This window comes from Paenibacillus allorhizosphaerae, assembly GCF_042659105.1.
Lineage (GTDB): Bacteria > Bacillota > Bacilli > Paenibacillales > NBRC-103111 > Paenibacillus_G > Paenibacillus_G allorhizosphaerae.
Window position 1 is genome coordinate 1,128,955 of sequence record NZ_JBHSRV010000001.1, and the last position, 25,131, is coordinate 1,154,085.

23 protein-coding genes are annotated in these 25,131 nt (G+C 52.8%); 5 read left to right on the forward strand and 18 right to left on the reverse strand.

All coding sequences use genetic code 11. The annotated features are described in order from the left end of the window. Positions 1 to 10 precede the first annotated feature (10 nt). A complete protein-coding gene (locus ACFQI7_RS04950) occupies positions 11 to 3,178 on the forward strand; it encodes a transglycosylase domain-containing protein (RefSeq protein ID WP_218097202.1) in 3,168 nt (1,055 codons plus the stop codon). A gap of 154 nt (positions 3,179 to 3,332) precedes the next feature. Here the strand turns inward: ACFQI7_RS04950 and acsA are convergent, their stop codons facing one another. Then, positions 3,333 to 5,057, reverse strand: a complete 1,725-nt coding sequence (gene acsA / locus ACFQI7_RS04955) for an acetate--CoA ligase (RefSeq protein WP_218097201.1) — start codon at positions 5,055 to 5,057, stop codon at positions 3,333 to 3,335. A 168-nt stretch (positions 5,058 to 5,225) separates the two neighbouring features. Between acsA and ACFQI7_RS04960 the strand changes: the two genes are divergently transcribed. Together ACFQI7_RS04960 and ACFQI7_RS04965 are read left to right on the forward strand one after the other, a co-directional pair. Continuing rightward, a complete protein-coding gene (locus ACFQI7_RS04960; RefSeq protein WP_218097200.1) occupies positions 5,226 to 5,858 on the forward strand; it encodes a GNAT family N-acetyltransferase in 633 nt (210 codons plus the stop codon). A 46-nt stretch (positions 5,859 to 5,904) separates the two neighbouring features. Then, positions 5,905 to 7,080 (forward strand): acetoin utilization protein AcuC, encoded by a 1,176-nt coding sequence (locus ACFQI7_RS04965; protein ID WP_218097198.1) that lies wholly within the window; start codon positions 5,905 to 5,907, stop codon positions 7,078 to 7,080. A gap of 632 nt (positions 7,081 to 7,712) precedes the next feature. Here ACFQI7_RS04965 and csaA read toward each other — a convergent pair. The 14 genes from csaA to aroA all read right to left on the reverse strand — a co-directional run bounded on the left by csaA (position 7,713) and on the right by aroA (position 21,190). Continuing rightward, entirely contained in the window at positions 7,713 to 8,042 is a 330-nt protein-coding gene (csaA, locus tag ACFQI7_RS04970) for a chaperone CsaA (RefSeq protein ID WP_218097197.1), read from the reverse strand. Between the two features lie 224 nt (positions 8,043 to 8,266). Then, the gene (locus ACFQI7_RS04975; protein WP_218097195.1) at positions 8,267 to 9,652 is read right to left on the reverse strand and encodes a glycine--tRNA ligase; all 1,386 of its coding nucleotides are present in this window, start codon (positions 9,650 to 9,652) and stop codon (positions 8,267 to 8,269) included. Between the two features lie 45 nt (positions 9,653 to 9,697). Further along, on the reverse strand, positions 9,698 to 10,399 hold the full coding sequence (locus tag ACFQI7_RS04980) for a 5'-methylthioadenosine/adenosylhomocysteine nucleosidase (RefSeq protein WP_218097194.1): 702 nt from the start codon (positions 10,397 to 10,399) through the stop codon (positions 9,698 to 9,700). Between the two features lie 135 nt (positions 10,400 to 10,534). Further along, positions 10,535 to 11,548 carry a catabolite control protein A gene (ccpA, locus tag ACFQI7_RS04985; protein ID WP_218097193.1) on the reverse strand — a complete coding sequence of 338 codons (1,014 nt, stop codon included), beginning with the start codon at positions 11,546 to 11,548 and terminating at the stop codon, positions 10,535 to 10,537. Positions 11,549 to 11,707: 159 nt separating this feature from the next. Beyond that, positions 11,708 to 12,124 carry a hypothetical protein gene (locus ACFQI7_RS04990; RefSeq protein WP_218097192.1) on the reverse strand — a complete coding sequence of 139 codons (417 nt, stop codon included), beginning with the start codon at positions 12,122 to 12,124 and terminating at the stop codon, positions 11,708 to 11,710. A gap of 85 nt (positions 12,125 to 12,209) precedes the next feature. After that, a complete protein-coding gene (locus ACFQI7_RS04995; RefSeq protein ID WP_218097191.1) occupies positions 12,210 to 12,623 on the reverse strand; it encodes a VanZ family protein in 414 nt (137 codons plus the stop codon). Between the two features lie 14 nt (positions 12,624 to 12,637). Further along, a complete protein-coding gene (locus ACFQI7_RS05000; protein WP_218097190.1) occupies positions 12,638 to 13,177 on the reverse strand; it encodes a type 1 glutamine amidotransferase domain-containing protein in 540 nt (179 codons plus the stop codon). A gap of 46 nt (positions 13,178 to 13,223) precedes the next feature. Then, entirely contained in the window at positions 13,224 to 14,987 is a 1,764-nt protein-coding gene (ptsP, locus tag ACFQI7_RS05005; protein ID WP_218097189.1) for a phosphoenolpyruvate--protein phosphotransferase, read from the reverse strand. Further along, complete coding sequence (locus tag ACFQI7_RS05010; RefSeq protein ID WP_218097188.1) at positions 14,980 to 16,869, reverse strand: glucose PTS transporter subunit IIA; 1,890 nt, start codon at positions 16,867 to 16,869, stop codon at positions 14,980 to 14,982. The genes ptsP and ACFQI7_RS05010 overlap by 8 nt, the downstream gene beginning before the upstream one ends. A gap of 170 nt (positions 16,870 to 17,039) precedes the next feature. After that, positions 17,040 to 17,750 (reverse strand): hypothetical protein, encoded by a 711-nt coding sequence (locus ACFQI7_RS05015; protein ID WP_218097187.1) that lies wholly within the window; start codon positions 17,748 to 17,750, stop codon positions 17,040 to 17,042. A gap of 178 nt (positions 17,751 to 17,928) precedes the next feature. Continuing rightward, positions 17,929 to 18,576, reverse strand: coding sequence for a thiamine phosphate synthase (gene thiE, locus ACFQI7_RS05020; RefSeq protein ID WP_218097186.1), 648 nt, complete (start codon positions 18,574 to 18,576; stop codon positions 17,929 to 17,931). Further along, the gene (locus tag ACFQI7_RS05025; protein ID WP_218097185.1) at positions 18,576 to 19,004 is read right to left on the reverse strand and encodes a CoA-binding protein; all 429 of its coding nucleotides are present in this window, start codon (positions 19,002 to 19,004) and stop codon (positions 18,576 to 18,578) included. Before ACFQI7_RS05025 ends, thiE begins: the two co-directional genes overlap by 1 nt. A 14-nt stretch (positions 19,005 to 19,018) precedes the next feature. After that, on the reverse strand, positions 19,019 to 19,855 hold the full coding sequence (locus tag ACFQI7_RS05030; protein ID WP_218097184.1) for a C39 family peptidase: 837 nt from the start codon (positions 19,853 to 19,855) through the stop codon (positions 19,019 to 19,021). A gap of 39 nt (positions 19,856 to 19,894) precedes the next feature. After that, positions 19,895 to 21,190 carry a 3-phosphoshikimate 1-carboxyvinyltransferase gene (gene aroA / locus ACFQI7_RS05035; RefSeq protein WP_218097183.1) on the reverse strand — a complete coding sequence of 432 codons (1,296 nt, stop codon included), beginning with the start codon at positions 21,188 to 21,190 and terminating at the stop codon, positions 19,895 to 19,897. Positions 21,191 to 21,386: 196 nt separating this feature from the next. Between aroA and ACFQI7_RS05040 the strand changes: the two genes are divergently transcribed. Beyond that, positions 21,387 to 21,680, forward strand: coding sequence for a rhodanese-like domain-containing protein (locus ACFQI7_RS05040; RefSeq protein WP_218097182.1), 294 nt, complete (start codon positions 21,387 to 21,389; stop codon positions 21,678 to 21,680). On the opposite strand, the gene ACFQI7_RS05045 is transcribed toward ACFQI7_RS05040, so the two are convergent. Continuing rightward, the gene (locus ACFQI7_RS05045) at positions 21,677 to 22,201 is read right to left on the reverse strand and encodes a shikimate kinase (protein ID WP_329958201.1); all 525 of its coding nucleotides are present in this window, start codon (positions 22,199 to 22,201) and stop codon (positions 21,677 to 21,679) included. The genes ACFQI7_RS05040 and ACFQI7_RS05045 overlap by 4 nt on opposite strands. A gap of 201 nt (positions 22,202 to 22,402) precedes the next feature. Between ACFQI7_RS05045 and ACFQI7_RS05050 the strand changes: the two genes are divergently transcribed. Further along, positions 22,403 to 22,744: a hypothetical protein gene (locus ACFQI7_RS05050; protein WP_230414630.1), complete on the forward strand. Its 342-nt coding sequence runs from the start codon at positions 22,403 to 22,405 to the stop codon at positions 22,742 to 22,744. Here the strand turns inward: ACFQI7_RS05050 and gndA are convergent. Beyond that, entirely contained in the window at positions 22,741 to 24,153 is a 1,413-nt protein-coding gene (gene gndA, locus ACFQI7_RS05055) for an NADP-dependent phosphogluconate dehydrogenase (protein ID WP_218097180.1), read from the reverse strand. The two genes, ACFQI7_RS05050 and gndA, sit on opposite strands and share 4 nt — an antisense overlap. 202 nt (positions 24,154 to 24,355) lie before the next feature. Beyond that, a complete protein-coding gene (locus ACFQI7_RS05060; protein ID WP_218097512.1) occupies positions 24,356 to 25,123 on the reverse strand; it encodes an SDR family oxidoreductase in 768 nt (255 codons plus the stop codon). Positions 25,124 to 25,131 lie beyond the last annotated feature (8 nt).

A 25,131-nucleotide genomic window follows, 5' to 3' on the forward strand; every position in this document is an offset into this window, starting at 1 on the left:
TTTTGCATTCATGGGTGAGGAGAAAAAACAAAAGAGATATATAAAAATTTTGAAGGCGACCGGCAAATACATAGGTTTGACGATCAAATGGTGTTTCATTATCGGCGTGATCGCGGGCTTTCTCGGAGGCGGCGTCGCCTTTGGCTACGTTAGTGCGCTCGTGAAGGACGATCCGGTGCGTGACAAGGATTCGATGATGGCGCAAATGCAGGATAACGCCTTGACCGGTTTCGTATACTTCCGCGACGACACCGTTATCGGGCAGCTCCGAACGGAGGAAGACCGCAGGCTCGCCGGGATCAACGATATTCCGCAGCACGTGCTGGATGCCGTCTTCGCCATCGAGGACAACGACTTTTATAATCATCCGGGCATCGATATTAAAGGAACGCTGCGCGCCGTCGTCCAGAAGCTGCTCAGGGAAGACGTGCAGACCGGGGGCAGCACGATTACGCAGCAGCTCGCCCGCCGCGTATTTCTGACCTTGGACAAAGCGGACAGCCGCAAAGCTAAAGAGATCTTCCTGTCCCTCCGCATGGAAAGGCTCATGTCTAAGGAAGAAATTTTACTGGCTTACCTGAATAAAATTCCTTACGGAAACGGCTCTTCCGGCTACAACTTGTACGGCATCAAGGCGGCGGCCAAAGGAATTTTCAATATCGACGATCTGAACCAGCTCAGCATAGCGCAAGCCGCGTATTTAGCCGGCGTACCGCAGCAGCCCAGCAATTATTCCACGTTTACGGGCAAAGGCCAGTTCGACGGAGCGGCTTTCAAGCGCGCGGTAACCAGACAGCAGCTTGTATTGCGGCGTATGCTCGAAGAAAATAAAATCACCGAGCAGCAGTATCAGGAAGCGCTGCAGTTCGATCTAAAAGCGTCGCTCGCCGAGCCGGCCAAAAAAGCTTATTCCACCTATCCTTATCTCATGATCGAAGTGGAAAAAGAAGCCGCCAAAGCGCTGGTGAAAGCGCAGGATCCGAAGCTTGATCAGCAAAAAAATCCGGAGGCGTACAACGAAGCGATTAAGAATGCCCAGGCGCAATTAAGCCGGGGTGGTTATCACGTATACACAACCATCGACAAAGACATCTACGATTCCATGACGGAAATTGCGAAAAATGAGAAAAACTTTACGCCGGACGACCCAACCAAAGGAGTCGAGCAGATCGGTGCCGTAATGATGGATAGCAAGACGGGCGCCATTCTCGGCATGATGGAAGGCCGCGATTTCTTTATCGAGCAGCTCAATCATGCGACACAAGCATACCGTCAGCCAGGCTCCACGATGAAGCCGATCGCGGCCTACATTCCGGCAATCGAAAAAGGAGCCATCGGGCCGGCGTCCATTATTGACGACTCGCCGATCGTTCTGAAGGACGGAACCAAAGTCGGCTACCATATCCCGGAAAACTGGGACGACGGCTTCCACGGCCTGATTACGGCGCGGCGCGCCTTGGATCAATCGTATAACATCCCGGCGATCAAGCTGTTCCTGGATGTCGTAGGAATCAAAGAAGCCTGGGGATATGCGAATCGCATGGGCATTACGACAATTACGAAAGACGACTACATCGCCCAGACCGGCGTAATCGGCGGTTTAAAATACGGTGTGAACGTTAAAGAATTGACCAATGCCTATGCAACGATCGGCAACAACGGCGTCTTTAACGAGGCGTTCATGATCCGAAAAATAACGGATTCCGACGGAAAAACGATCTATGAGCATGAGCTGAAGCCGAGTGTCATTTTTTCCGAGCAAACCGCTTATTTGATGTCCGACATGATGAGAACGGTCATTACGGCCGGGACGGCAACCGACCTCATGAAAAGCTTTAAATATTACGGAAAAATGCCGATCGTCGGCAAAACCGGTTCCACCCAGGACGATGCGGACGCCTGGTTCATGGGCTACACGCCGGATATTACGCTTGGCGTTTGGGCCGGCTACGATATGCCGATTCATAAACTTAGCAAAAAAACGGGCGGGACGAATCGCGCCAAAAATATATGGGCCCTCTCTATGAATGCGGCCATGGAGAAGCATCCCGAGTTGTTTCCGACCAAACAATTCAAACGGCCCGAAGGGATCGTGGAGATGACCGTGTCGAGCCTCTCCGGGAAACTGCCGAGCGAAGCGACAACGAAAGCCGGCAAGCTGGTCACCGATTTGTTCAACAAAAAGTTCGTGCCGACGGAGGAGGACAATGTGCTTGTCCGCCTGCCGATCATTAAATATAACGATATCAATTACATTGCGCAGCAGGGTACCCCACCCGATTTCATTCACGAACGGACGGTGATCAAGCGGGAAAAATCGCTCAGTGACGTCTTCGCGCAAATCGCCAGCATCATGGATCGGCTCCCTGCGGATCGCAAGCGTTCGCTAGATTTCTACAAGCCAGCCGACTACGATCAGGATGCGCCGACCGCTACGGATCCACGCACGGATGATGGCAAGCCGCCTGCTGCCCCGACAACGGTCGCGGCAACGAACACCGGCGATACAAGCATCATTACGTTCCAGGCGAGCGGCAGCGCGGACACGGTCGGCTACCGGTTGTATCGCTCCGTCAATCACGGTCCTTTCTCGCGCGTAGGCAAAGCCGTTGTCATGGCCGGAGATGAGACGAAGTTTACCGATTCGGTCGCGAATGGAGGCATCTATGGCTATTACGTCACCGCCGTGGATGTAGCCGGCAAAGAATCCTTGCCGAGCAAGGCCGCTTACACGGACGGCTCCATGATGGATCTGCTGCTCATGACCCCTGACGAGTCGGGCGTCCTTCTTCCGTCGGGTACAACCGGCAGCACGGGGAACAACAACGGCAAACCCGGCACGGGCAACACAGGCAGCGGAACGCCGAACAATCCGGGCGGCTCGGGCGGAAACGGCAATAAAGATTCGAAACAAGCCCCTTCCTCTCCCACCGGGCTTTCGGTCAAAGTCGAAGGGAAAGAACTTCAGTTCAAGTGGAAGGCCAATGGCGAAAAGGAAAATGTAAAACAATATACTGTTTACTACAGCGACAAAGAGAACGGCAATTTCTCAAAAATCGGCAGCACCGGCAAGTCGGAATATAGCTACTCGATTCCACTCGAAGGATATTATAAAATAACCGCAACCAACGAAGCTGCCGAGTCCAAACCGTCTGCTGCCGTAAGGTACAAGAAATAGCTGCGGGTTTCGGCCGAGGCTTTTGCGAGAAGGATCGACCGGAACGCTTGCTTAATGCATCGGCCGAAACCATTTATGAACGTTAGATGCATGAAAAAAGCCGTGCGCTCAACGGTGATGATGAGCGCACGGCTTTTCTAATATTATAATGGCATTAATCCTCGATCGTCGACAAATCACCTGTTGGCAAGTTCAGTTCCCATGCTTTCAGCACGCGACGCATAATTTTACCGCTTCTCGTTTTCGGAAGTTTATCCTTGAATTCGATTTCCCGCGGCGCCGCATGGGCGGACAATCCGACTTTTACAAATTTGGCGATATCGGCTTTCAGCTCTTCCGATGGCGTATACCCTTCGCGCAGAGCGATAAACGCTTTAATAATCTCGCCGCGCATCGGGTCCGGCTTTCCGATGACGCCGGCTTCCGCAACCGCCGGATGCTCGACCAGCTTGCTTTCAACCTCGAACGGACCTACACGTTCACCCGCCGTATTAATAACGTCGTCAATCCGGCCCTGGAACCAGAAATACCCGTCTTCGTCCACGTATGCCGAGTCGCCGGAGATATACCAGCCCGGAATGCGGAAGTATTCTTCATACTTGGCCGGGTTATTCCATATTTTGCGCATCATCGAAGGCCAAGGCGTTTTGATCGCAAGGTTGCCCATCCGATATGGCGGCAGCACATTGCCGGCATCATCGATAATAGCCGCTTCCACACCCGGGATCGGCTTGCCCATGGAGCCCGGACGAATCGTCATGCACGGATAGTTACAGATGAGATGGCCACCGGTCTCCGTCATCCACCAAGTGTCATGAATGCGTTGACCGTACACTTTCAATCCCCAACGTACCACTTCCGGATTTAAAGGTTCTCCGACGCTCAGTACATGACGCAGCGATGACAGGTTGAATTGCTTTACCGTCTCATCCCCCGCTCCCATCAGCATCCGGAACGCAGTCGGTGCGCTGTACCATACCGAAATTTTGTACTTCTCGATCGTATTGTACCAATCCTGCGGGCTAAAACGTCCGCCGCGGATAACGTTGGTCGCGCCATTAAGCCAAGGTGCGAAAATGCCGTACGACGTTCCCGTTACCCAGCCCGGGTCAGCCGTACACCAGTATACATCGTTTTCCTGCAAGTCTAACACGATGCGACCGGTGTAATAATGCTGAATCATGGCGTTATGGACATGGAACACGCCTTTCGGCTTGCCAGTCGAACCGGATGTATAGTGAATCAACAGCCCGTCTTCGCGGTCCACCCACTCGATGTCAAGCTGGTCGGAAGCAGCCGCCATTTCCTTATGGAAATCAACTTGTCCCTCGGACAATGCGAGATCTTCGCCTACCAGGATCACGTGTTTCAAATGCGGTAAATCCTGTACCGGCACGCGTGGCAGCTGTGAAGGCGTCGTTACGATCGCTACGGCTTCACTGTCCTCCAGCCGGTCTTTAACCGCCGTCTCCATGAACGCCTCAAACAGCGGACCGACAACTGCGCCGATTTTGATCGCACCGAGCAGCGAAAAGTAAAGCTCCGGCGTTCTCGGCATAAAGATGAACACGCGGTCGCCCTTGCCGATGCCCTTTTGGCGGAGAACGTTTCCAAAACGATTGGACTGCAGTTTCATGTCCTGGTACGTATACTTCTCATCCCTGCGGTCGTCGCTGTAATACAGTGCAATTTTATCGCCGCGGCCGGACTCGGCATGCCGGTCAATCGCTTCATATGCTGCATTGACTTTTCCCGTTTTTGACCAACTAAACGATTCCTCGACTTGCTTCCAATCGAACCCGGCGCGCTCTTCCTCGTAGCTTTTCAAATTCGGATTCGTCGCTACGGGCGCGATGCTTTCTACATTGGATTGATCCATGTCTCTATACCTCCTGAGCCATTTGTTTACATTTTGTCTGAAACGCTTTCATTTCCGATGTGTTAAATTTATGTGACGTTCTCGTAGTATTATACCACAAGCCTTTTTATTCGACTATTTTTTTGTTATGCTAGAAATGCGAAGCTCTGGAAGGGAGACCAATCGTAAATGGAGCATTTGAAAATATTTCAATCTCGCGTTATCTCCCACACTCCGAACGATCTCGTTCTTGAAGGCCCTGTGCCGTCCGACCGCCTGCGTAGCTATACGATGCATCCGGATTTAGATGCGTTTCGGCGCCCGAAGGAGCAGTTCGAAGCGTTAATCGAAATCGCGGAGCTCCCGGAAGGCCGTATCATTCTCGCGCGGAGCGAGCAGCAGATCGTCGGCTACGTTACCTTCCATTATCCGGATGAGCTGGAGCGATGGTCGGAGGGCGGAATGGATGATTTAATCGAACTCGGCGCTATTGAAGTTGCCGACGATTACCGTGGACTTGGACTAGGTAAAAAGATGATTCAGCTTGCTTTCGAGGACGGGCAACTAGAAAACGTCATTACGTTTACGACAGAATATTACTGGCACTGGGACCTGGAAAAAAGCGGGCTCAACGTCTGGCAGTATCGTGAGATGATGGAAAAACTGATGAAGAGCGTCGATATGGTATGGTTTGCAACCGATGATCCTGAAATATGCTCCCATCCGGCCAATTGCCTGATGGTACGAATCGGGAAAAACGTTCCGCTGTCTTCCGTCGAGCAATTCGATCGCGTACGATTCCGTCAGCGGTTCATGTATTAACATAACGGTTGCTGCGTCAGTTATCGTCAGCAGGGGGCATGTGTCCATGAATTCGAAAACATTGTTTATTTATGATGAAAACGAGACCGGGTACCGGTTTAACGATACGCATCCTTTTAATCAAAAACGGCTGGTGCTCACCGTTGATCTTCTCCGCAAAGCAGGCGCGCTTCCCGATTCATACGTGAACGCGCCGACGAGTGCCAGCAGGGAACAGCTGCTGACCGTTCACTCGGAGGAGTATATACAAGCGGTAGAAGCGCTCAGCTTCCCTTCGCCGGAAACCGCTGCGCTTCATGTCGCAGGCAAATACGGGCTGGATACGGAAGACACGCCGTTCTTCCCTCGCATGCACGAAGTAACCTCGATGGTCGTGGGCGGATCGATCGGCGCCGTAGAAGCGGTGCTGTCCGGCGCGAGGGAGCATGCCCTTCATCTCGGCGGCGGACTGCACCACGCGCTTCCAAGCAAAGGCGCCGGCTTCTGCGTTTACAACGATGCTGCGGTCGCGATTGAATATGCAAAACGGGTGTATGGTGCACGCGTTCTTTATATCGATACCGACGTGCACCACGGGGACGGGGTCCAATGGACCTTCTACACCGACCCGGATGTGTGCACTTTTTCTATTCATGAAACCGGGAAATATTTATTCCCCGGAACCGGCGCGGTTAGTGAACGCGGCGATGGAAACGGTTTCGGCAAGGCGATCAACGTGCCGGTAGAGCCTTTTACCGAAGACGCGTCATGGCTCGAGTGCTTCGAAGAGGTATTAGCGAAAGCGGCGGCACAGTTCAAGCCGGATTTGATCGTCTCGCAGCACGGATGCGATGCCCATGCGTTCGACCCGCTCGCGCACGTCCACTGCAGTATGGATGTGTATCGTGACATGCCGCGATTCATCCACCGCTTGGCACATGAGCATTGCGGCGGACGCTGGGTCGCGCTCGGCGGCGGAGGCTACGACATTTGGCGCGTTGTGCCGCGGGCATGGAGCTTGCTCTGGATGGAGCTGAGCGATCATCCGCTGATCCGGGAGCTTGAGCGCAAGCCGGATCTCGCGCTGCCGAAATCTTGGCTGGATGAATGGCAGCCTCATAGCGAAGAGGCGCTTCCGCGTACGTGGCTTGATCCTGTAACCTCCTGGACGCCTATGCCTCGGCGGGAAGAGATCGAATTGAAAAACCGGCATACGAAAGAACTCGCGATGATGTACTTATAAATCCCCTATGCCCACTGGGGTGTTTCTAACCCCCTAAAGTGGCTTTCAACCCCCTAAATCCCCCTTCATAAGGGGGACCCCAGGCGCTGCGCCCTGGACCCGCTTTTATCGTTGGCCGTGGGAAGGTCGTTTTCAGCTTCGAAGGGACTTTATAGGCAAGGAGCGCGTCAGTAACCTTGTCTTTGTTCCAAAGCGTGAGGTTACACGCTTCCAGACTGGTGTTCTTACGTTAAACACAAGTAATGATACTTCAACTGATACGAAAAAAAGCTGCGAATGGCTAATGCCGTTGCAGCTTTTTTGATTAAAAGGGATTCGCTTGGAATGAATCTCATAGTCGCGCTAGGCTGCCCATTCGATGAGCCCGCTCCAAAGTCGCCCACAAGCGGATATGATTCGCCCGGGTGTGCTCAGCTCCCCCCGACATGACAAGCGTTGTTACTTCATGATAGCTTCAGCTTGACTGAACGATTCTTTTAAATAAGAGAAAATTTCTTGATCATCAAAAGCCAATAAAATATTCATCATTCATGCTTACTTCTCTGTACTATATCGTGTAAATCAGTTCTCCTATCTTGCGCGGGGCCGAATAATAGTAGCTATTGTAAGTATCCGTTCATTCCGGCGCCTTCTTAAGCTATCGGTGTACCGTTAGGGACGGGTGAATCCGGCTTCAACAGCACGACATCCCCTTCCTGCGGAACCCCGCCTATGACCAAAACTTCCGATTCGAAGCCAGCGATGCGTCGAATCGGAAAATTAACGATAGCGGCTACTTGAAGACCGACCAGTTGCTCAGGCTCATATCTTTTCGTAATTTGAGCCGACGAGCGTTTGATCCCGAGTTCACCAAAATCAATTTCCAATTTTATAGCCGGCTTTCGCGCTTCCGGAAAAGGCTCCGCTTTTATGATCGTACCGATTCGAATGTCCAATTTCAAAAAATCCTCGATCGATGCCATTCCTTATTACCTCGCTTGTTATCATTGTAATTTACAGACTGCGCTGCTGACTCAAAGTTATGAATAAACATAAAACGATAGCCAACTGTTGTACAGGGAAAATTTAATTGAAAGCGGAATTGTCCCAGCCTTCGACCGTCGCATATCGGCGAGCGGTAAGCCGAATCTTCTCTCCAAAAAAATAAACCTGCATCCAATGATGGACGCAGGCTGCATACCTCTAATTAAAATTCGATCTTCGACTCGATGAACGTCTTCAGCTCGCTGATCGGCATCCGCGTTTGCTCCATCGTATCGCGATCGCGAACGGTCACTTGACCGTCCTGTTCGGACTCGAAGTCGTAGGTGATACAGAAAGGCGTACCGATCTCGTCATGGCGGCGGTACCGTTTACCGATAGAACCGGACTCATCATAGTCGACGAGGAAGTGCTTCGACAGCTCGGCGAACACGTTGTGAGCGCCGTCGGACAGCTTCTTGGACAGCGGGAAAATCGCCGCTTTGTACGGTGCCAGCGCCGGATGCAGATGAAGTACGGTACGGCTGTCGTCGCCTTCCAACTGCTGCTCCTCGTAGGAGTCGATCAGGAACGCAAGGGTTACGCGGTCGGCACCGAGCGACGGCTCGATGCAATAAGGGATATAACGCTCGTTTGTTTCTTGCTCAATATAGTTGAAGTCTTCGCCGGAATGCTCCATATGCTGCTTCAGGTCATAATCGGTACGGTCCGCGATGCCCCATAGTTCGCCCCAGCCGAACGGGAATTTGTATTCGATGTCGGTCGTCGCATTGCTGTAGTGGGATAACTCGTCATCGGAATGATCGCGCAAGCGAATACTGCCTTCGCTCATGTTCAGAGACAACAGCCAATCGCGGCAAAATGCGCGCCAATATTCAAACCACTTGAGATCCTCGCCCGGCTTGCAGAAAAATTCCAACTCCATTTGCTCGAATTCCCTCGTACGGAACGTGAAGTTCCCCGGCGTAATTTCGTTGCGGAAGCTTTTACCGATTTGCCCGATCCCGAACGGCAGCTTCTTGCGCATCGTCCGTTGTACGTTTTTAAAGTTTACGAAAATCCCTTGCGCCGTTTCCGGACGCATATATACGACGTTGGCGCTCGATTCCGTAACGCCTTGGAATGTTTTGAACATCAGGTTGAACTGGCGGATGTCCGTATAGTCGAATGCGCCGCAATCCGGGCACACAATATGGTGCTCGCGGATCAGTTCCATCATCTGATCGAACGTAAGGCCGTCGACGACCATTTCAATGCCTTTTTCCGCGAGTGCATTTTCAATGATTTTATCCGCACGATGGCGCGCTTTGCACTGCTTGCAATCGATCATCGGGTCGTTGAAGTTGCCGACATGGCCGGATGCGACCCAGGCCTGCGGATTCATCAAAATCGCCGCATCCAAACCGACGTTGTAGGGCGATTGCTGAATGAACTTTTTCCACCAAGCGCGCTTGATGTTATTTTTCAATTCCACGCCGAGCGGGCCGTAATCCCAAGTATTCGCCAAACCGCCGTAAATTTCGGAGCCCGGAAAAATAAAGCCTCTGTGTTTCGCCAAAGCGACGATCTGATCCATCGTAACGGATGCCATATGTATATTCTCTCCTTCGATATAAGCTGCAGCTGCTGCAGAGGGCTACAGTCGTTTAAGCATTTGTTCCACGATGCGAAATGAATTATTGGATGCCTCAACCGTAAACTCGGCAAAATTAACGTGCGCCGACCCATCCGCCTTGTCGGACATGGAGCGGATCACGACGAACGGCACACCGTTCATGGAGCATACTTGCGCAACCGCGGCCCCTTCCATCTCGGTGCAGGCACCGTTCAGCTCGTTGTATAGCACGGCTACCGTTTCTCGGTTTGCAATGAACTGGTCTCCGGAAAGCACGCGGCCTTCCTTCACTCGACCGGAGAACAGTTCGCCGCTTACTTCTTTCGCCAGCTCCCGGAGCTGCGGATCCGCTATGAACAGGGATGTCTTCTCATAAGGAATCGTTCCCCGCGGAAACCCGAGCGCCGTTACGTCCATATCGTGCTGCATGCATTCGGTCGAAATGACGATATCCCCCACATTCAGCTCGGGATTGACCGCACCGGCCACGCCTGTAAACACGATGGCGCCTGCGCCATACGTATCGATCAACAGTTGCGTCGTCACGGCAGCGTTCACTTTGCCTACGCCGGATTTGCAGAGGACGATCGTTTTTCCGTGAAATTCGCCCTCATAAAACGTAATGCCCGCCCGTTCCGTTTCGCGCACCCGATGCATATGCTCATGAAACAGCTCGATTTCTTCTTTCATAGCGCCGATGACGCCGATGGTACGATAAGTCAAACCATTGTCCCCCCTAGAACAAATCCCCCAAAAGTGAAGTGAACCCCCAAAGCTAATTATTTTTGGGAGAGCCCCCATTATCCACAAACATTGTCTTCGTCTAATTTCCTAGACAACAAAAGAAAGAGGCTCACGCTAGCGTTGAGCCACCGAATTTCTATGAATGACTTCATGCGGCAACACGACCTCTGTCAGCTCCGAAGCATCTTTGGATTCCTTGTTCATCAGCTTCGTCAGGAGCCTCATCGCCACCGCACCGATATCGTACATCGGCTGGGCAACGGTCGTCAACTGCGGACGTACCATGGACGCCATCCGGATGTTGTCGACGGCAATGACGGACATGTCTTCCGGCACTTTAAGGCCGTTATCCTGCAGCGTATGGATCGCGCCGATCGCCATTTCATCGTTGGCGGCGAAGATGGCTGTCGGACGCTCGTCCAGCGCCAGGAAGTATTTGGTCACCTCAAGGCCGGATTCATACCGGTAATTGCCGACGCGAACATAATCTTCACGCACCGGAATGCCGGCAGCCTCGAGCGCTTTTTTGTAGCCTTGGTAGCGGGCGAAGCCCAGAGCGGGATCTTGAAGCGTTCCCGAGATCATCGCAATGCTGCGGTGCCCTTTCTCGATCAACAGCTGGACTGCGTCATACGCCGCTTTCTCGTGATCGATGTCGACGGACGGAATCGTATGCTTCTCGTCTGCGGTCGCGCAGAGCACTACCGGAACCGAGGAAGTTTTGAACGCCTGGGTGTGCTCGTCCGTTATCGTGCCGCCCATAAAGAGGAGCCCGTCCACTTGCTTCTCGAGCAGCGTGTTGATGACGCGAATCTCCTTCTCTTTCTTCTTATCGGCGTTGCAAAGAATAATATTGTAATGATACATGTTAGCGATATCTTCGATCCCTCGGGCAACCTCGGAGAAAATCGAATTGGAAATGTCAGGGATGACTACGCCAACCGTCGTTGTCTTTTTGCTGGCGAGCCCTCTGGCCACGGCATTCGGCCGGTAGCCCAACCGCTCGATGGCTTCGAAAACTTTTTTACGTGTTTGCGGCTTCACGTTCGGGTTGTTGTTGACAACGCGCGATACGGTTGCCATGGAAACACCTGCTTCTCTGGCTACATCATAAATTGTCACAGTCACGGACATTCTCTCCAATGTTTATCATATTTATTAATGCGAACAGGTCATCATTTAGCCTTATCATACGACAAAATGCTCCACTTCGCAACGAATTTGGGTTCTTCCTACGATTAATAGTATCAAATAACGCCAAAAAAGCCAACTGCAAGGCAGTGGCTTTCAGAAATCATGGGTACTTAACGAGCGACTGGCAATCTGGGACAATCGTTTTCGGACATCGGCAATCCATACTTCATCCTGCAGCGATTGTGCCAGAAGAAGCAAATCGAGCAGCTCGTTGATACGTTCATCGATAATCATCTCGACAGGATCTGCGGCGCGTTTTTTCTCCGTAACCTTCACCATCAAATGCGCGATTTCGCTAACGTCCTGGAATTGCAGCAGCTGTTTCCCGGGCTTGCTGCCGAGCGTCCCGATCAGACTGGTGAGATCGGGCTTTACTTCAGAGAACACTTCGCTGCGGCTGCATGAATCGCAGGAGAAAATCGGCACGTTTTCAATTTCCACTTTGTTTTGATAAATGACGGTACGAAGACGGATGATCATCGCTTTGCCGCATTTGCATTGCTTCTGCAACAAAAACCACTCCTTTAGCAAGAAACCGAACGTTACTTAAGTAGAATTATTCTACTTCCGTCTTGAATCTCCTGCCGTCTGGAGGCTAGTAAAATTTAGCACCGGATCGGCGCTCAAACCGCTTTTTGCAAACCGGCAGCGACGCCAGAAGCATCGCAAGCGCAGCCCCTATCCCATCGTTGCGAATGTCCATCACATCCGGCGTCCGCCCCGGGACGAAGGATTGATGAAACTCGTCGGTCACGCCGTACAGCATGCACAGCAGCACAACGACAAGCTGGATTTGGAACGTCAGCCGTTTCGGGCGAATTCCCCATAAAAAAGTAAGCGCAAGGATAAAGTAGGAGATAAAATGACCCCAATCAAAGCTTTCCATCATCGGCACGAAGCGGCGCACCTCGTCCAGCCAACCGCCTACATCGTCTCCCGTACGGGAAGACAAATAAAAGATGACTGCCATCCATAGAACGGACGGCAACCATGAAACGATGTTTTTCACCTGAAAGGCAGCCCCTATTGTTTATTCTTGATATAATTGGCCAGCACATCGACGAATGCTTTGGTGAACGCCGGGAGGTCCGGCGGTCTGCGGCCCGAGACGATGTTGCGGTCGACGACCGCTTCCTCGTCCACCCAGATCGCCCCTGCATTTTCAAGATCGTCTTTAATGCCCGGCGTCGAGGTCATTTTGTAGCCCTTGCATATTTTCGCGGAAGCGAGCACCCAGCCGGCGTGGCATATATGCGCAATCGGCTTTTCCACCTCGTGGAATTGTCTCGTCAATCGCAGTACGGATTCATACCGTCTCAGCTTGTCCGGCGCCCAGCCACCTGGCACATACAAGCCAATATAGTCTTCCGCGCTCACTTCGTCCAGCGCATGATCGGTTGTCAGCGGCACCCCGTATTTGCCATGGTACACGGCTTTGGACTTCGGCCCGGCCAAATGTACTTCCGCGCCGGCTTCGCGAAGCCGCAGCACCGGGTACCACATCTCCAAATCCTCAAACTCTTCATCTACGAAAGCAAGCACTTTGTAACCTTTCAGTTCCATCGTATGTTCCCCCTTACGTCTCCATGGTTACCTGATACGCCAGACATCAGCCATCTGCGTAAAGCCCGGCTGCCCTTGTCTCTTCCGCCAAGTCCGCTTGAATGAAACGGCTGAGCACATCCATGACCTTCTGGCTGCTCGGACATCGCGAAAGTTCGTTCCATATGTTGTCGCCATCGCTGTAATGGCTCTGAAGCAAGCTGTTCTTCACCCGCAAAATCGACTGCACCGACATGCTCAGCTCCGTGACGCCGAGCGCAATCCAGACCGGCAGAGCCCGAATGTCGCCGGCCAGCTCGCCGCATACGCTTACGTGCTTCCCATAGCGCCTCGCGCCTTCAACCGTCATGCGGAGCATGCGGAGCACCGCCGGATGAAACGGATCGTACAGGTGCGCCACCGTTTCGTTCATCCGGTCGACCGCCAGCACATACTGAACAAGATCGTTCGTGCCGATGCTGAAAAAATCGACTTCCTGCGCCAGCAGTTCCGCAATCATGACAGCTGCCGGCAGCTCGATCATAATACCCACTTCCAGCTTATCTCGGAACGGGAGACCGTCCGCCGCAAGCTCGCGCTTGGCTTCGGCCAATATTTCATTCGCCCTGCGAAGCTCGTCTAGCGAGGAGATCATCGGGTACATAATCTGAATGTTGCCGTAGTGGCTCGCCCGCAAAATCGCCCGCAATTGCGTCTTGAACAAGTCGACGCGGTCGAGGGAGATGCGGATGGCGCGATAGCCCAGCGACGGGTTCTCCTCTTCGGGCAGTTCCAAGTAATCCAGATGCTTGTCGCCGCCGATGTCGAGGGTGCGAATAACGACCCGCTTTCCCTCCATCCGTTCCGCCACTTCTTTGTAGACCGCATACTGCTCTTCTTCCTGAGGAAAATTGTGCCGGTCCATGTATAGAAATTCGGTCCGGAACAATCCGACGCCCGACGCTCCGTTACGGATCACTTGCTCGAGCTCCTTGACGGAGCTGATGTTGGCCGCAAGCTGAAACGGCTGGCCGTCTTCCGTCTCCGCGGGCAAATGTGCGAGCTGCTGCAGCTGCTCGTGCATCGCTTTCCAATTCTCGCGAAGCTTTTTGTATCGGTCGATCACATCTTCCGGAGGATTGACATAGACCAGCCCCGCATCTCCGTCGATGATCAGGAAATCGCCGCTTTGAATCGGAACTTGCAGCTTTCCTTCGATGCCCAGCACGTACGGAACGCCCATAGCACGCGCCATGATGGCCACGTGCGACGTTTTGCCTCCGAGCATCGTAACGAGGCCAAGCGCTTGGTTCACGTCCAAATGCACCATCTGGGACGGAGACAGCTCTTTGGCCACAAGCACATAAGGCTCGTCCTTGGGCGGCAGCGTCTCCTCCAGCGCTCCAAGCAAATGCTTGAGCAATCGGTTGCCGACATCTTTAATGTCGAGCGCGCGTTCCTTCATGTACGTATCGTCGAGCAGGTCGAACATATTCACGAACTTCTCGATCGCTTCCTTCACAGCGACTTCCGCCGCTTTATATTGCCGCTGCATGATGCCCTGTACTTCGTTCATAAAGACAGGATCGTCCAGTATGGCCAGATGCGCGTCGAAGATTTGCGTCTGGTCTTCTCCGATGACGTTGACAAAGTCCTGCTTGATTTGTTCGATTTCCACCTTGGAATGACGAATTCCGTCATACAGCCTCTCGAACTCGTAAGCAAGATCCGTGACGTCGATGAGCTTTTCGGGAAAGTCCCATTCCCAGGTTGGAATGACGAACGCTTTGCCCATTGCGATACCGGATGAAGCTCCTATCCCCTCAACCATGCGTGCTTCCTCCCCCTGTGACGGCATTTTTGAGTACAACCGACATGACGGAAGCTTGGCCTTTCTTTACCGCCTTATACGGCGCGAAGCTCCACGATTTAACCATATCGGCATTTGTAATAATCATCGGGGTAGCAAGCGATGTGCTGTTCAGCTTCACCTTTTGCAGGTTAAACCGAACGAGCAGCTGTCCCGGCTCCACCTCGTCGCCTTCTTTGACGTACGCGGTAAAATATTTCCCCTGCAGCTGCGACGTATCGATCCCGATATGAAGCAGCACCTGCAGTCCTTCCCGCGTTTCAATCCCGAGCGCGTGCAGCGACGGATATATATGAACGATTTTTCCGGCGACGGGCGAAACGAGCTCCCCCTTTTCCGGAAGAAAGGCGACGCCGTTGCCAACCAGTTTCCCGGCAAAAATTTTATCGGGCACTTCTTCGAGCGAAATCATGCGTCCCTGCATCGGTGAACTGAACAGCACCTGGTGAATATCCTTGCGGATCGTCTTCATGATCTCTTCCCGGATCAGCTCGGAATACGTCCCGAAGACGACCTGCACGTTCCCGCCGCCCAGACGGATGACGCCCGCCGCTCCTAGAAGTTTGAGAGCCGCCGTGTCCATCTGCCGGTCGTTAACCAGCGTCAGACGCAGCCGCGTAATGCACGCTTCGATATTCTTGATGTTTTCTTTCCCGCCGAGCGCCTGCAAAATGAGCGGTGAACGATATGGAATATCCCCTGCCCACTCTTCCAACTGCGATCCTTCTTCACGGCCGGGCGTCGGAATACGGAAGCGGCGAATCGCAAAACGGAACAGCACGTAGTACAATAGCCCGTACGCAAGACCGATCGGGATGAGCAGCATGCCGTTCGTTGACAAGTGCAGATTGATCAGAAAGTCAATCGCTCCCGCGGAGTAAGAAAAGCCGTGATGAATATTGAGTGCATAGGCAAGCCACATCGATAAACCGGATAACAGCGCATGGATAAAAAATAAGTACGGCGCCACGAACAAAAACGCAAATTCGATCGGTTCCGTTACGCCTGTCAGAAAACAGGCAAAAGCCGCGGTCAAAAAGGTCGCGCGGATTTTCGGCTTCAAATCTTCGCGGGATTCCTGAATGATGGCGATGGCAATCGCCGGAAGCGCGAACATCATGATCGGATATAAACCGGCCATGTAAATGCCCGCTGTCGGATCGCCGGCGAAATATCGCGGCAAATCGCCGAACACCGGATTGCCTTCCGCATTATATGCGCCCAGCTGAAACCAAAAAAAGTTGTTGAATACATGGTGCAAACCAGACGGAACAAGCAGCCGGTGAATCACACCGTATAAAAACGTTCCGAATCCGCCCAGTCCCAAAATAAAATTCGTTAACGCTTGCATGCCCGACTCGAGCATGGGCCCGATTTGAATCATGATACCCGCGAGAATGAAAATGACCAGACCCATAAGCAGCGGCACCATCCGCGGTCCGCCGAAAAATTGAATGGATTCGGGCAATTGAATATGTTTCACGCGGTGGTATATAACCGCTGCAATCAGTCCGATTAAAATGCCTCCGGGAACGCCAAGCTGGAACAAATCGCCCATGTAATGTTCGACGGATACGGTAAACATATAGTGACCGATCAGCGCAGACATCCCGGCGATTCCGGCATTCTCCGTTAGACCCAGAGCTACGCCGACAGCGAAGATCAGAGGCAAGTAAGTGAAAATCGTCGTGCCGCACATCAGCAGCAGTTCGCCCACTTGCGGGATATGCATCGAATCCCATGGTAAATTTCCGAGCCGCAGCAAAATGGCCGCGACGGGAAGCGTGATGGTCGGCAGCATCAACGACCTTCCTAGCTGCTGCAAATTCCCCATCCAATTCAAATAACCGTTCCTCCTTTCCCTATAACGATGGTAAGCGCATAGCCGTTATTTGTCAAACGAATCCGCTATGTATGAAGCTGTTTATTGGAGCTCGCGCCTTACGCGCAATTCTTAAAAAAACGACGGGCCGCTAGGCCCGCCGCTTGCTGGGGATATACGCTAAAACAAGATTAAAATTGGTAACGGTTCATGCTGCCCATACCGAATTGACTTTGTGCCGGTTGCACGGAATCTGCACGCAAGTAGGCGTCATGGCCTTGTTGGTTCCCACGGTAGTTCGCCGTGTGGAACGCCTGCGGGTTAGTCGCTTGCATATACTGTGCCGATTGATTCGCAGTTTGATTCCAATTGGAAGCGGAAGACGCGCCGAACTGGTTGCCGAAAGAGCTGGCGCCCATGCTGAATTGACTGTTCGTCGGCTGAGTGGAGTCCGCACGCAGGTAAGCGTCATGGCCTTGTTGGTCACCGCGGTAATTAGCGGAATGGAAAGACTGAGGGCTGGCATATTGAGATTGCGCATACTGATTTTGGTTCATGGAACCGATGGAAGTACCGTAGGAAGATGCGCCGAATCCTGTTGCGAATTGCGCAGGCTGCGTGGAATCCGCACGCAGGTAAGCGTCGTGACCTTGTTGGTCGCCACGGTAGTTAGCCGTATGGAAAGATTGCGGGTTTTGATAGTTGCTGTACTGGGAAGAAGCGAACTGTTGGGTGCCGAACGACTGGTTGGTCATAGACGGGTTGTTCAGGGATTGGTTGTACTGGGATTGTACCATCCCTACCGGTTGGTATTTCGTTGCCAAACCGCGATTTTGCGTGTTTGCAAAACCTGCACCGGCTTGATTGGAAAAGCTGTTTTGTTGGAAATTTTGGCTGTACATGTAATAAATCCTCCTCGAGGTATTAGAGAAGTCTTCCGGTTCACGGTCCATGTTTTATGCAAGGTCCGATCCTTTCCAGAAGCCTTTCTTATTGTCTTCAAGGAGGATTTATTTTATAACAATACAATCAATAACTTTTCGAACGGAGCAGATCGGAAAACTTGGGCCGGTATGCGGCCTATGTTATTCCCTTCATATGCCGTAGCAGCGTTTCGGCGGCTTGCTTCGGGTCCGCCTGCCGCGTGATAGCGGATACGACCGCTACGCCGTCGGCGCCCGCCGCTATAACCTCATAGCTGTTGTGCGGTTGTATGCCTCCGATCCCGACCATGCAAACATGCGGCCAACGGTCTTTTATTTGCGCAATCAGCCCCGTACCGATCGGCGCGCCTGCGTCTCCTTTGGTTAAGGTAGCGTATACAGCCCCTACCCCCAAATAATCGGCGCCTTGTTCCATCGCCCATTCCGCCTCTTCCATCGTCCCGGCGGATACGCCGATGATTTTGTCGTCACCGAGCAGCTTGCGGGCTTCCCGGGCCGGCAAGTCGTCCTGCCCGACATGTACGCCGTCCGCTTCAAGCAGCATAGCTACATCGACTCGGTCATTGACGATAAACGGAACGCCGTACTCTCGGCACAATTCCCGAAGGGCGGCGCCTGCTTTGAGCGTATCGCGAAGCTGGGCTTTCTTCTCTCTCAACTGCACCATGGTCACGCCGCCGCGCAGCGCTTCGCGAACAGTATGCAGAGCGGATTTCCCTTCATATTCCGCAAGATCGGTAACCAAATAAAGCGGCAAAAGGTCACGCAGCTGATCCTTGAACATTACTTTCCTCCAGGCAATAAGATCGAGTCTTCCACTTTGATGCAGCGGTCCATAATGACTTCAAGCCCGCCCGCTTTTGCGATCTCGGCCGCCTCTTCATTATAAATGCCTAGCTGCAGCCAAAATACTTTCGCTTTGATTTTCACCGCTTCCTCGGCCACCGGCAAGACTTGATCGCTGCGGCGAAACACATTGACAATATCGACCGGTTCCGGAATATCGCTGAGCGACGCATAGCACGTTTCGCCCAGAATCGTTCCCGTTACCATTGGATTGACCGGGATGATCCGGTACCCTTTCTTTTGCATCGCTTCCGATACCATGTAGGACGTACGATCCGGTTTATCGGAAAGTCCGACGACCGCCACGGTCGCCGCACTTTTCAAAATATTCCGGATTTCGTCTCTCGAAGGGTTTTCAAATGGCATACATATAACCTCCTTTATGATTTGGCCGCCTCCGTGTAGCTTAACGCCTGTCTTCCCATCGCTTCCCAAGTGGCAATGAACCGGGATTTCTCGATCTTCCGCTTACCGGTCAGCGGGTCGTTGACGTAGACACTTTGTTCGTCATAGCCGACAATCAGTACCGCGTGCTCCATAAACGTAGTTTGAATCGGACCGAGGTCCGTGTCCCACGTCATCCATTTCTCCGGAACTTGGTAATCGATCGTGGTCCACGCGACGACAGGGAAGCCTTCCGATACTTGACGCTCAAGCTTCGAGAACGGCTCGCGAGTCAAATCGACAGCCGAGGGGACATACTCCTTCAGCAGATCGAACAGTGCGGCATGATAAATGCCAAAGCCTTTGGCACTACCCGTAATCTCGCCGACGAACCCGATGTTCGGATTGCCCCAATAAGCGATCGTCCCGTCCTTATTGTAGCGGATCGGAGTCGAATCCCGCTTCATCTCGGGAAGAAGTTCCATCTTCGATTTGTTGACGCCGTAATATTGCAGCAGCATCGTAAGGCTCGTCAGCTCGCAGCCGGAAGGCAGCTCCGGCTTCTGAAAAACGAGCGGCGCTTCCAGCATCGCCTTTTTCGGCAGCTCTTTCAGGGCGGGTGCCTGCGCAACGCGCGCCGAAGATGTTACAGCGTCGACAGTGGCAGACGCCTCGTTATTCTCGGCATAAGCGACCATTTCGTTTTCGCGAAACCATTCCCGTCCCGTTATTTTACCGTAAAGCAGCACGCCGAATACGGTGCTTGCAAACAGCAGCCCGGCGATGAGCAAGTAACCGAACGCGACTTGAATGCCTTTCCATAAAACGGTCACGGCGTTTTCACCGTCCTCATAGCATTTCTACGACGAAGTCTATTCCTTTACCAATTCAATTTGCGCCCCAAGTGACAGCAAATGGTCAAAATATTGGGGGTACGATTTAGCGACATGATGCGCATCGTTAATAATGAGCCCCTGCTCCGAACGGAGACCGACGATCGTGAGCGCCATAATGACGCGGTGGTCGTAATGCGCGTTGATTTCGACGCCTCCGGCGACGCCTTGGGGACGGCCGCGAATGATAATTTCGCTTTGTCTTTCCTCGACGTCCGCCCCCGCTTTGCGAAGCTCCGTTACGAAGTCGGTTATGCGGTCGCACTCTTTATAACGCAAATTTTCCACATTATAGAAGCGGGAGGTCCCTTCGGCAAATACGGCAGCGGCTACCATCGCGAGTACGCCGTCGGTAAAATGATCCCCGTCGAACTCGCCCGCCTTCAGCGTTTGATTGCCGAGCACATGCACAACGTCGTTCTCATGCGTCAAATTGACGCCCATGGCGCGGAGCACATCGACAACGGCCCGCTCTCCTTGTTTGCTGTTCTCAGCCAGACGGAGCACCTTCACGTCGGAATTCGTCACCGCCGCCGCAGCCAGAATCGCTGCCGAACCCGGATAATCGCCTTGAACCACATACTCCTGAGGCGCGTACTTTTGTTTGCCCGGAATTTTGTAGTACATCAAATCGTCCGACGCCTCAATCGTAATCCCGGCTTGAGCGATTACTTCGAGCGTTTGCCCGACAATGACTTTCGATTTGAGATCGTGCAGCACGGTAATTTCCGTATCCTCTTCCAGCAGAGGCGTCATGAACAGCAGTGAGCTTAAAAATTGCGAGGAGACGTTGCCCGATACCGTGATTTTGCCGCCGCGCGGATGACCTCCGCGAATCGTAATCGGCAGCTTCCCTTCGTTATGCTCGACTTGAACGCCCATTTGCTGCAGCGAATCGATCAAATCGTCATGCGGTCTTTTGCCGAGCGAATTCGGATATGCGTTAATAAACGTCACTTCGGGACAAAATGCCGCGGTCGACATAAGGAAGCGAAGCACGGCTCCGGCGTTGCCGACGTTGAGCTCTTTCACATGCTTCGGATGTTTGCCGAAGCCGCGAATCGTCATCTTCGTATCGTCTTCCTGCACGTCGGCGCCCAAATCACGGATGCAGCGCCGCATCGCATCGCTGTCTTCGCTGTGCGCGGGATAGTACACGGTGCTTGTTCCATCGGCAAGCGCTCCGATCAGCAGGTAGCGCGTCGTGTAGTTTTTCGAGGATAATGCGTTGATGGTGCCTTCCAAGCGGCCCGTAGGCTTCACTACTGCTTTCATGACTATGTATCTCTCCTTATGTGTTAGAACGTTATTGCAACCTTATTCGACAACGGGAACGGGTTTCCTCTTTCTTTTTCGTTATCGATTTGACGTCGACCCCGGACCCGGATTGAGGTCGTTTGACAGACCGCCCGATACTTCATATGATGAATAAATGACCGATTTAAGGTACAAAAGGAGGCCTTTTACCCGCATGCACTCGATTATGCCCGAAGAATTGAAGCAAAGACTCACTAACGGCGAGAAGCCCGATATTATCGATGTAAGGGAAGACGAAGAAGTTGCGTTTGGCATGATTCCCGGCGCAATCCACATTCCGCTCATGCAGCTTCCCGAACGGCTGGCCGACATCCCGCAAAACGGGGAAACGATTCTGGTTTGCCGCAGCGGCAACCGAAGCGGCCGTGCTTATGAATATTTAACCGCGCAAGGCTTGTCCGGTCTCAAAAACATGACCGGCGGCATGCTGGAGTGGGAGAAGCTTTAAGCTTCTCCTCTCGGCAGCCGGCTCACGATCAAATCTACTATGACTTCAACCGGTTTATCTGTAGTATCGATGGTAAAGTCGGCAAAGTCGTAAGCATGCTTGCGTTCCTCCAAAATACGGCGTACCCGTTCCGCAGCGTTACCTTGCAGCAGCGGGCGGTTCTCGTCGTTGCCGACTCGCATGATAATCGTCTCCTCCGTTGCACGCAGTGCGATTACGAACCCGCTCGTTTTCATCGCCTTCCGATTTTGCTCCGCCAATACGGCGCCGCCGCCGGTTGAAACAATCCGGGTTTCCCCCTGAAGCACCGACGCAATCGTCTCGCTCTCCATTTTACGGAACGCCGGCTCGCCCTGTTCCGCGAAGATGGCGCCGATCGTGGTTCCCGCCTTCTCTTCGATGACCGCATCCGTATCGACAAACGTCCATCCGAGTTTTTCGGCTAGCGCTTTGCCTACCGTCGATTTCCCCGTACCCATCGGTCCAATGAGCACGACATTTCCGCCATTCAACAAAATCACCTCTTACTTTGCGCATTTGTCGATCCATGCGCTTATCCTATTTCCGGGCGTAACATTTACAAACTTACCCTTTATCATAACACAGCTTCCCGAGTGTGAATAGAAACTTTGTCCAAATCATAAGATGGATGTGAATAATTTCCAACGTGAACAGTCATGATGTTACTATAGTTTATTTTTTCTATGAAAGGAGATCTCTATATGTCTAGCGCCATGTCCCGTTCCCAACCGAACGTTCCGCATCCGGCCGAAGCCAGACTCGAGCAAATTCTGAATCCGAATCACCCGCTGTGCAGAGATGATATCGTATGGGCTCTGGAATATATTAAAAAAAAGGTGACTGAGGAAGATCCGAAGTTAATGGATCTGCCCCAGCCACGCTTGATGCAAAATTTTCGTTATTTTGCCGACATTTCTTTAATGCTGATTCAACGCCGAAACGGATTCGATCAAGAAGCCGACCGGCTGAAAGACTGGGTGTACGAAGCCGCTTACGGCCTTCACTCTCACCGTTCCCCCGGCTCAGCCAAAAAAAACAATTAATCGTTCATCCACTGGAAGTGGAATGTGCCTTCCTTGTCTACGCGCTTGAACGTATGCGCTCCGAAATAATCGCGCTGCGCCTGAAGCAGGTTGGCCGGCAAACGCTCTGTACGGTAGCTGTCGTAGTATGCCAAAGCGGAAGCGAACGCCGGTACGGGCACGCCGCGCGTTACGGCAGTCGCAATGACGGTTCTCCATGCATCCTGATAGTTCTCCACGACGTTCTTGAAATATTCGTCAAGCAGCAGGTTTTTCAATTCCGGTTTGCGGTCGTACGCATCCTTGATGTTTTGCAGGAACCGGGCGCGAATGATGCAGCCGCCGCGGAAAATCATCGCGATGTTGCCATATTGCAAATCCCAGTTATATTCTTCGCTTGCGGCGCGCATTTGCGCGAAGCCTTGCGCATAGGAGCAAATTTTGCTCGCGTACAGCGCTTGGCGAACCGCTTCGATGAATGCGGTCCGGTCGCCGTCGAACGCCGCTTGCTTCGGTCCGTTCAACACTTTGCTTGCGGCCACTCTTTCTTCCTTCATTGCGGAGATGAAGCGGGAGAATACCGACTCGGTAATGATCGACAGCGGCACGCCGAGGTCAAGCGCGCTTTGCGACGTCCATTTGCCCGTGCCTTTTTGGCCGGCGGAGTCCAGAATGACGTCCACCATCGGCTTGCCTGTCTCCGGATCGTACTTCGTGAAGATGTCGGTCGTGATTTCAATCAGGTAGCTGTCCAGCTCGCCTTTATTCCACTCGGAGAAAATTTCATGAAGCTCCTCGGTGCTTAGTCCAAGCACGTCCTTAAGCAGCTGGTAAGCTTCGCAAATAAGCTGCATGTCTCCGTATTCGATGCCGTTGTGCACCATTTTCACGTAATGGCCGGCGCCGTCCGGTCCGATATACGTGCAGCAAGGGTCGCCGTTTACTTTCGCCGAAATGGCCGTCAAGATCGGCGCTACGAGCTCATAAGCGTCCTTTTGTCCGCCAGGCATGATGGAAGGTCCTTTGAGCGCTCCTTCTTCGCCGCCGGATACGCCAGTCCCGATGAAACGGAGGCCGTGCGCTTCCAGTTCTTTGTTGCGGCGCTGCGTGTCCGGGAAGAATGCGTTGCCGCCGTCAATGATGATATCGCCTTTATCCAAATGCGGAAGAAGCTGGTTGATCGTATCGTCCGTCGGTTGTCCCGCTTGCACCATGATCAAAATTTTGCGCGGCGTCTCGAGCGATGCCACGAATTCCTCAATCGTATATGTACCTGTCAAATTTTTGCCTTTTGCTTCGGACAGCAGCACGTCCGTTTTTTCGCGCGAACGGTTAAAAACGGATACGGTGAAGCCTCTGCTTTCGATATTCAGCGCCAGGTTTTTACCCATGACTGCGAGTCCGATCACGCCTACTTGCTGTTTTGCCATAATGGTTCTCTTCCTCTCATCTTTATTTGCCGTATGAATTCCTTTGAGCGTTTGCGGCTTTGCGTCAAGCTCCGGCGCAGCAACCGAACCGCGAGACCGTAATGTATGCATGAGGCCAAATCCGTCGAATCCGGTCTGCAGTCCTCGTCGCAACGCACCCTTGCTATCGCTTCGCCGCCGAAGCTTGCTCCGCTCCTATTCGTTAAATCGTCATTGCTCCGTAACCGCCGTCAACCCGCAGCAGCGAGCCCGTTACAAAGCTCGAAGCCTTGTCCGAAGCCAAATAAACGGCAGCGCCTTGAAGCTCTTCCGCTTCTCCGAAACGGTTCATCGGCGTATGGCCCAAAATCGATTGAACGCGTTCGGGAGATAGGATCTTGCGGTTTTGCTCCGCCGGGAAAAAGCCCGGAATGATCGCATTGACGCGTACCCGCGCAGGAGCAAACTCACGCGCAAGGAACTTCGTCACGTTGTTGACCGCCGCTTTGGAGGCGGAGTACGTAAATACGCGGGAAAGCGGCGGTTCCGACGATACGGAGGAAATGTTGATGATGCTTCCCCCCTCGCCTTTCTCCACCATATGTTTCCCAAATACTTGGCACGCTAGCACTACGCTCTTCAAATTGACTTCCATGATGGAATCCCATTCTTCCATCGTAATTTCGAAGAAAGGCGTCGCGCTATTTTTCCCCGGACAGTTCATCAGCACATCGCAGCGGCCTGTCCACGCCAGCACATCAGTCAGCACACGCTGCAGATCGTCCGCGCTTGTCGCGTCAGCCGAGAAGCTCTTCGCTTTGCCGCCTACTTCTTGAATCCGTTTCACGACCGCTTCCGACTTCTCTTCATTGCGGCCTACGACCGCCACATCGGCCCCATGCCCGCCGAGCGCAACCGCCATTGCCCCGCCGAGCGTACTGTTCCCACCGATAATGACAGCGGTTTTTCCCGTTAAATCGAACAAATTCATAGCCATGA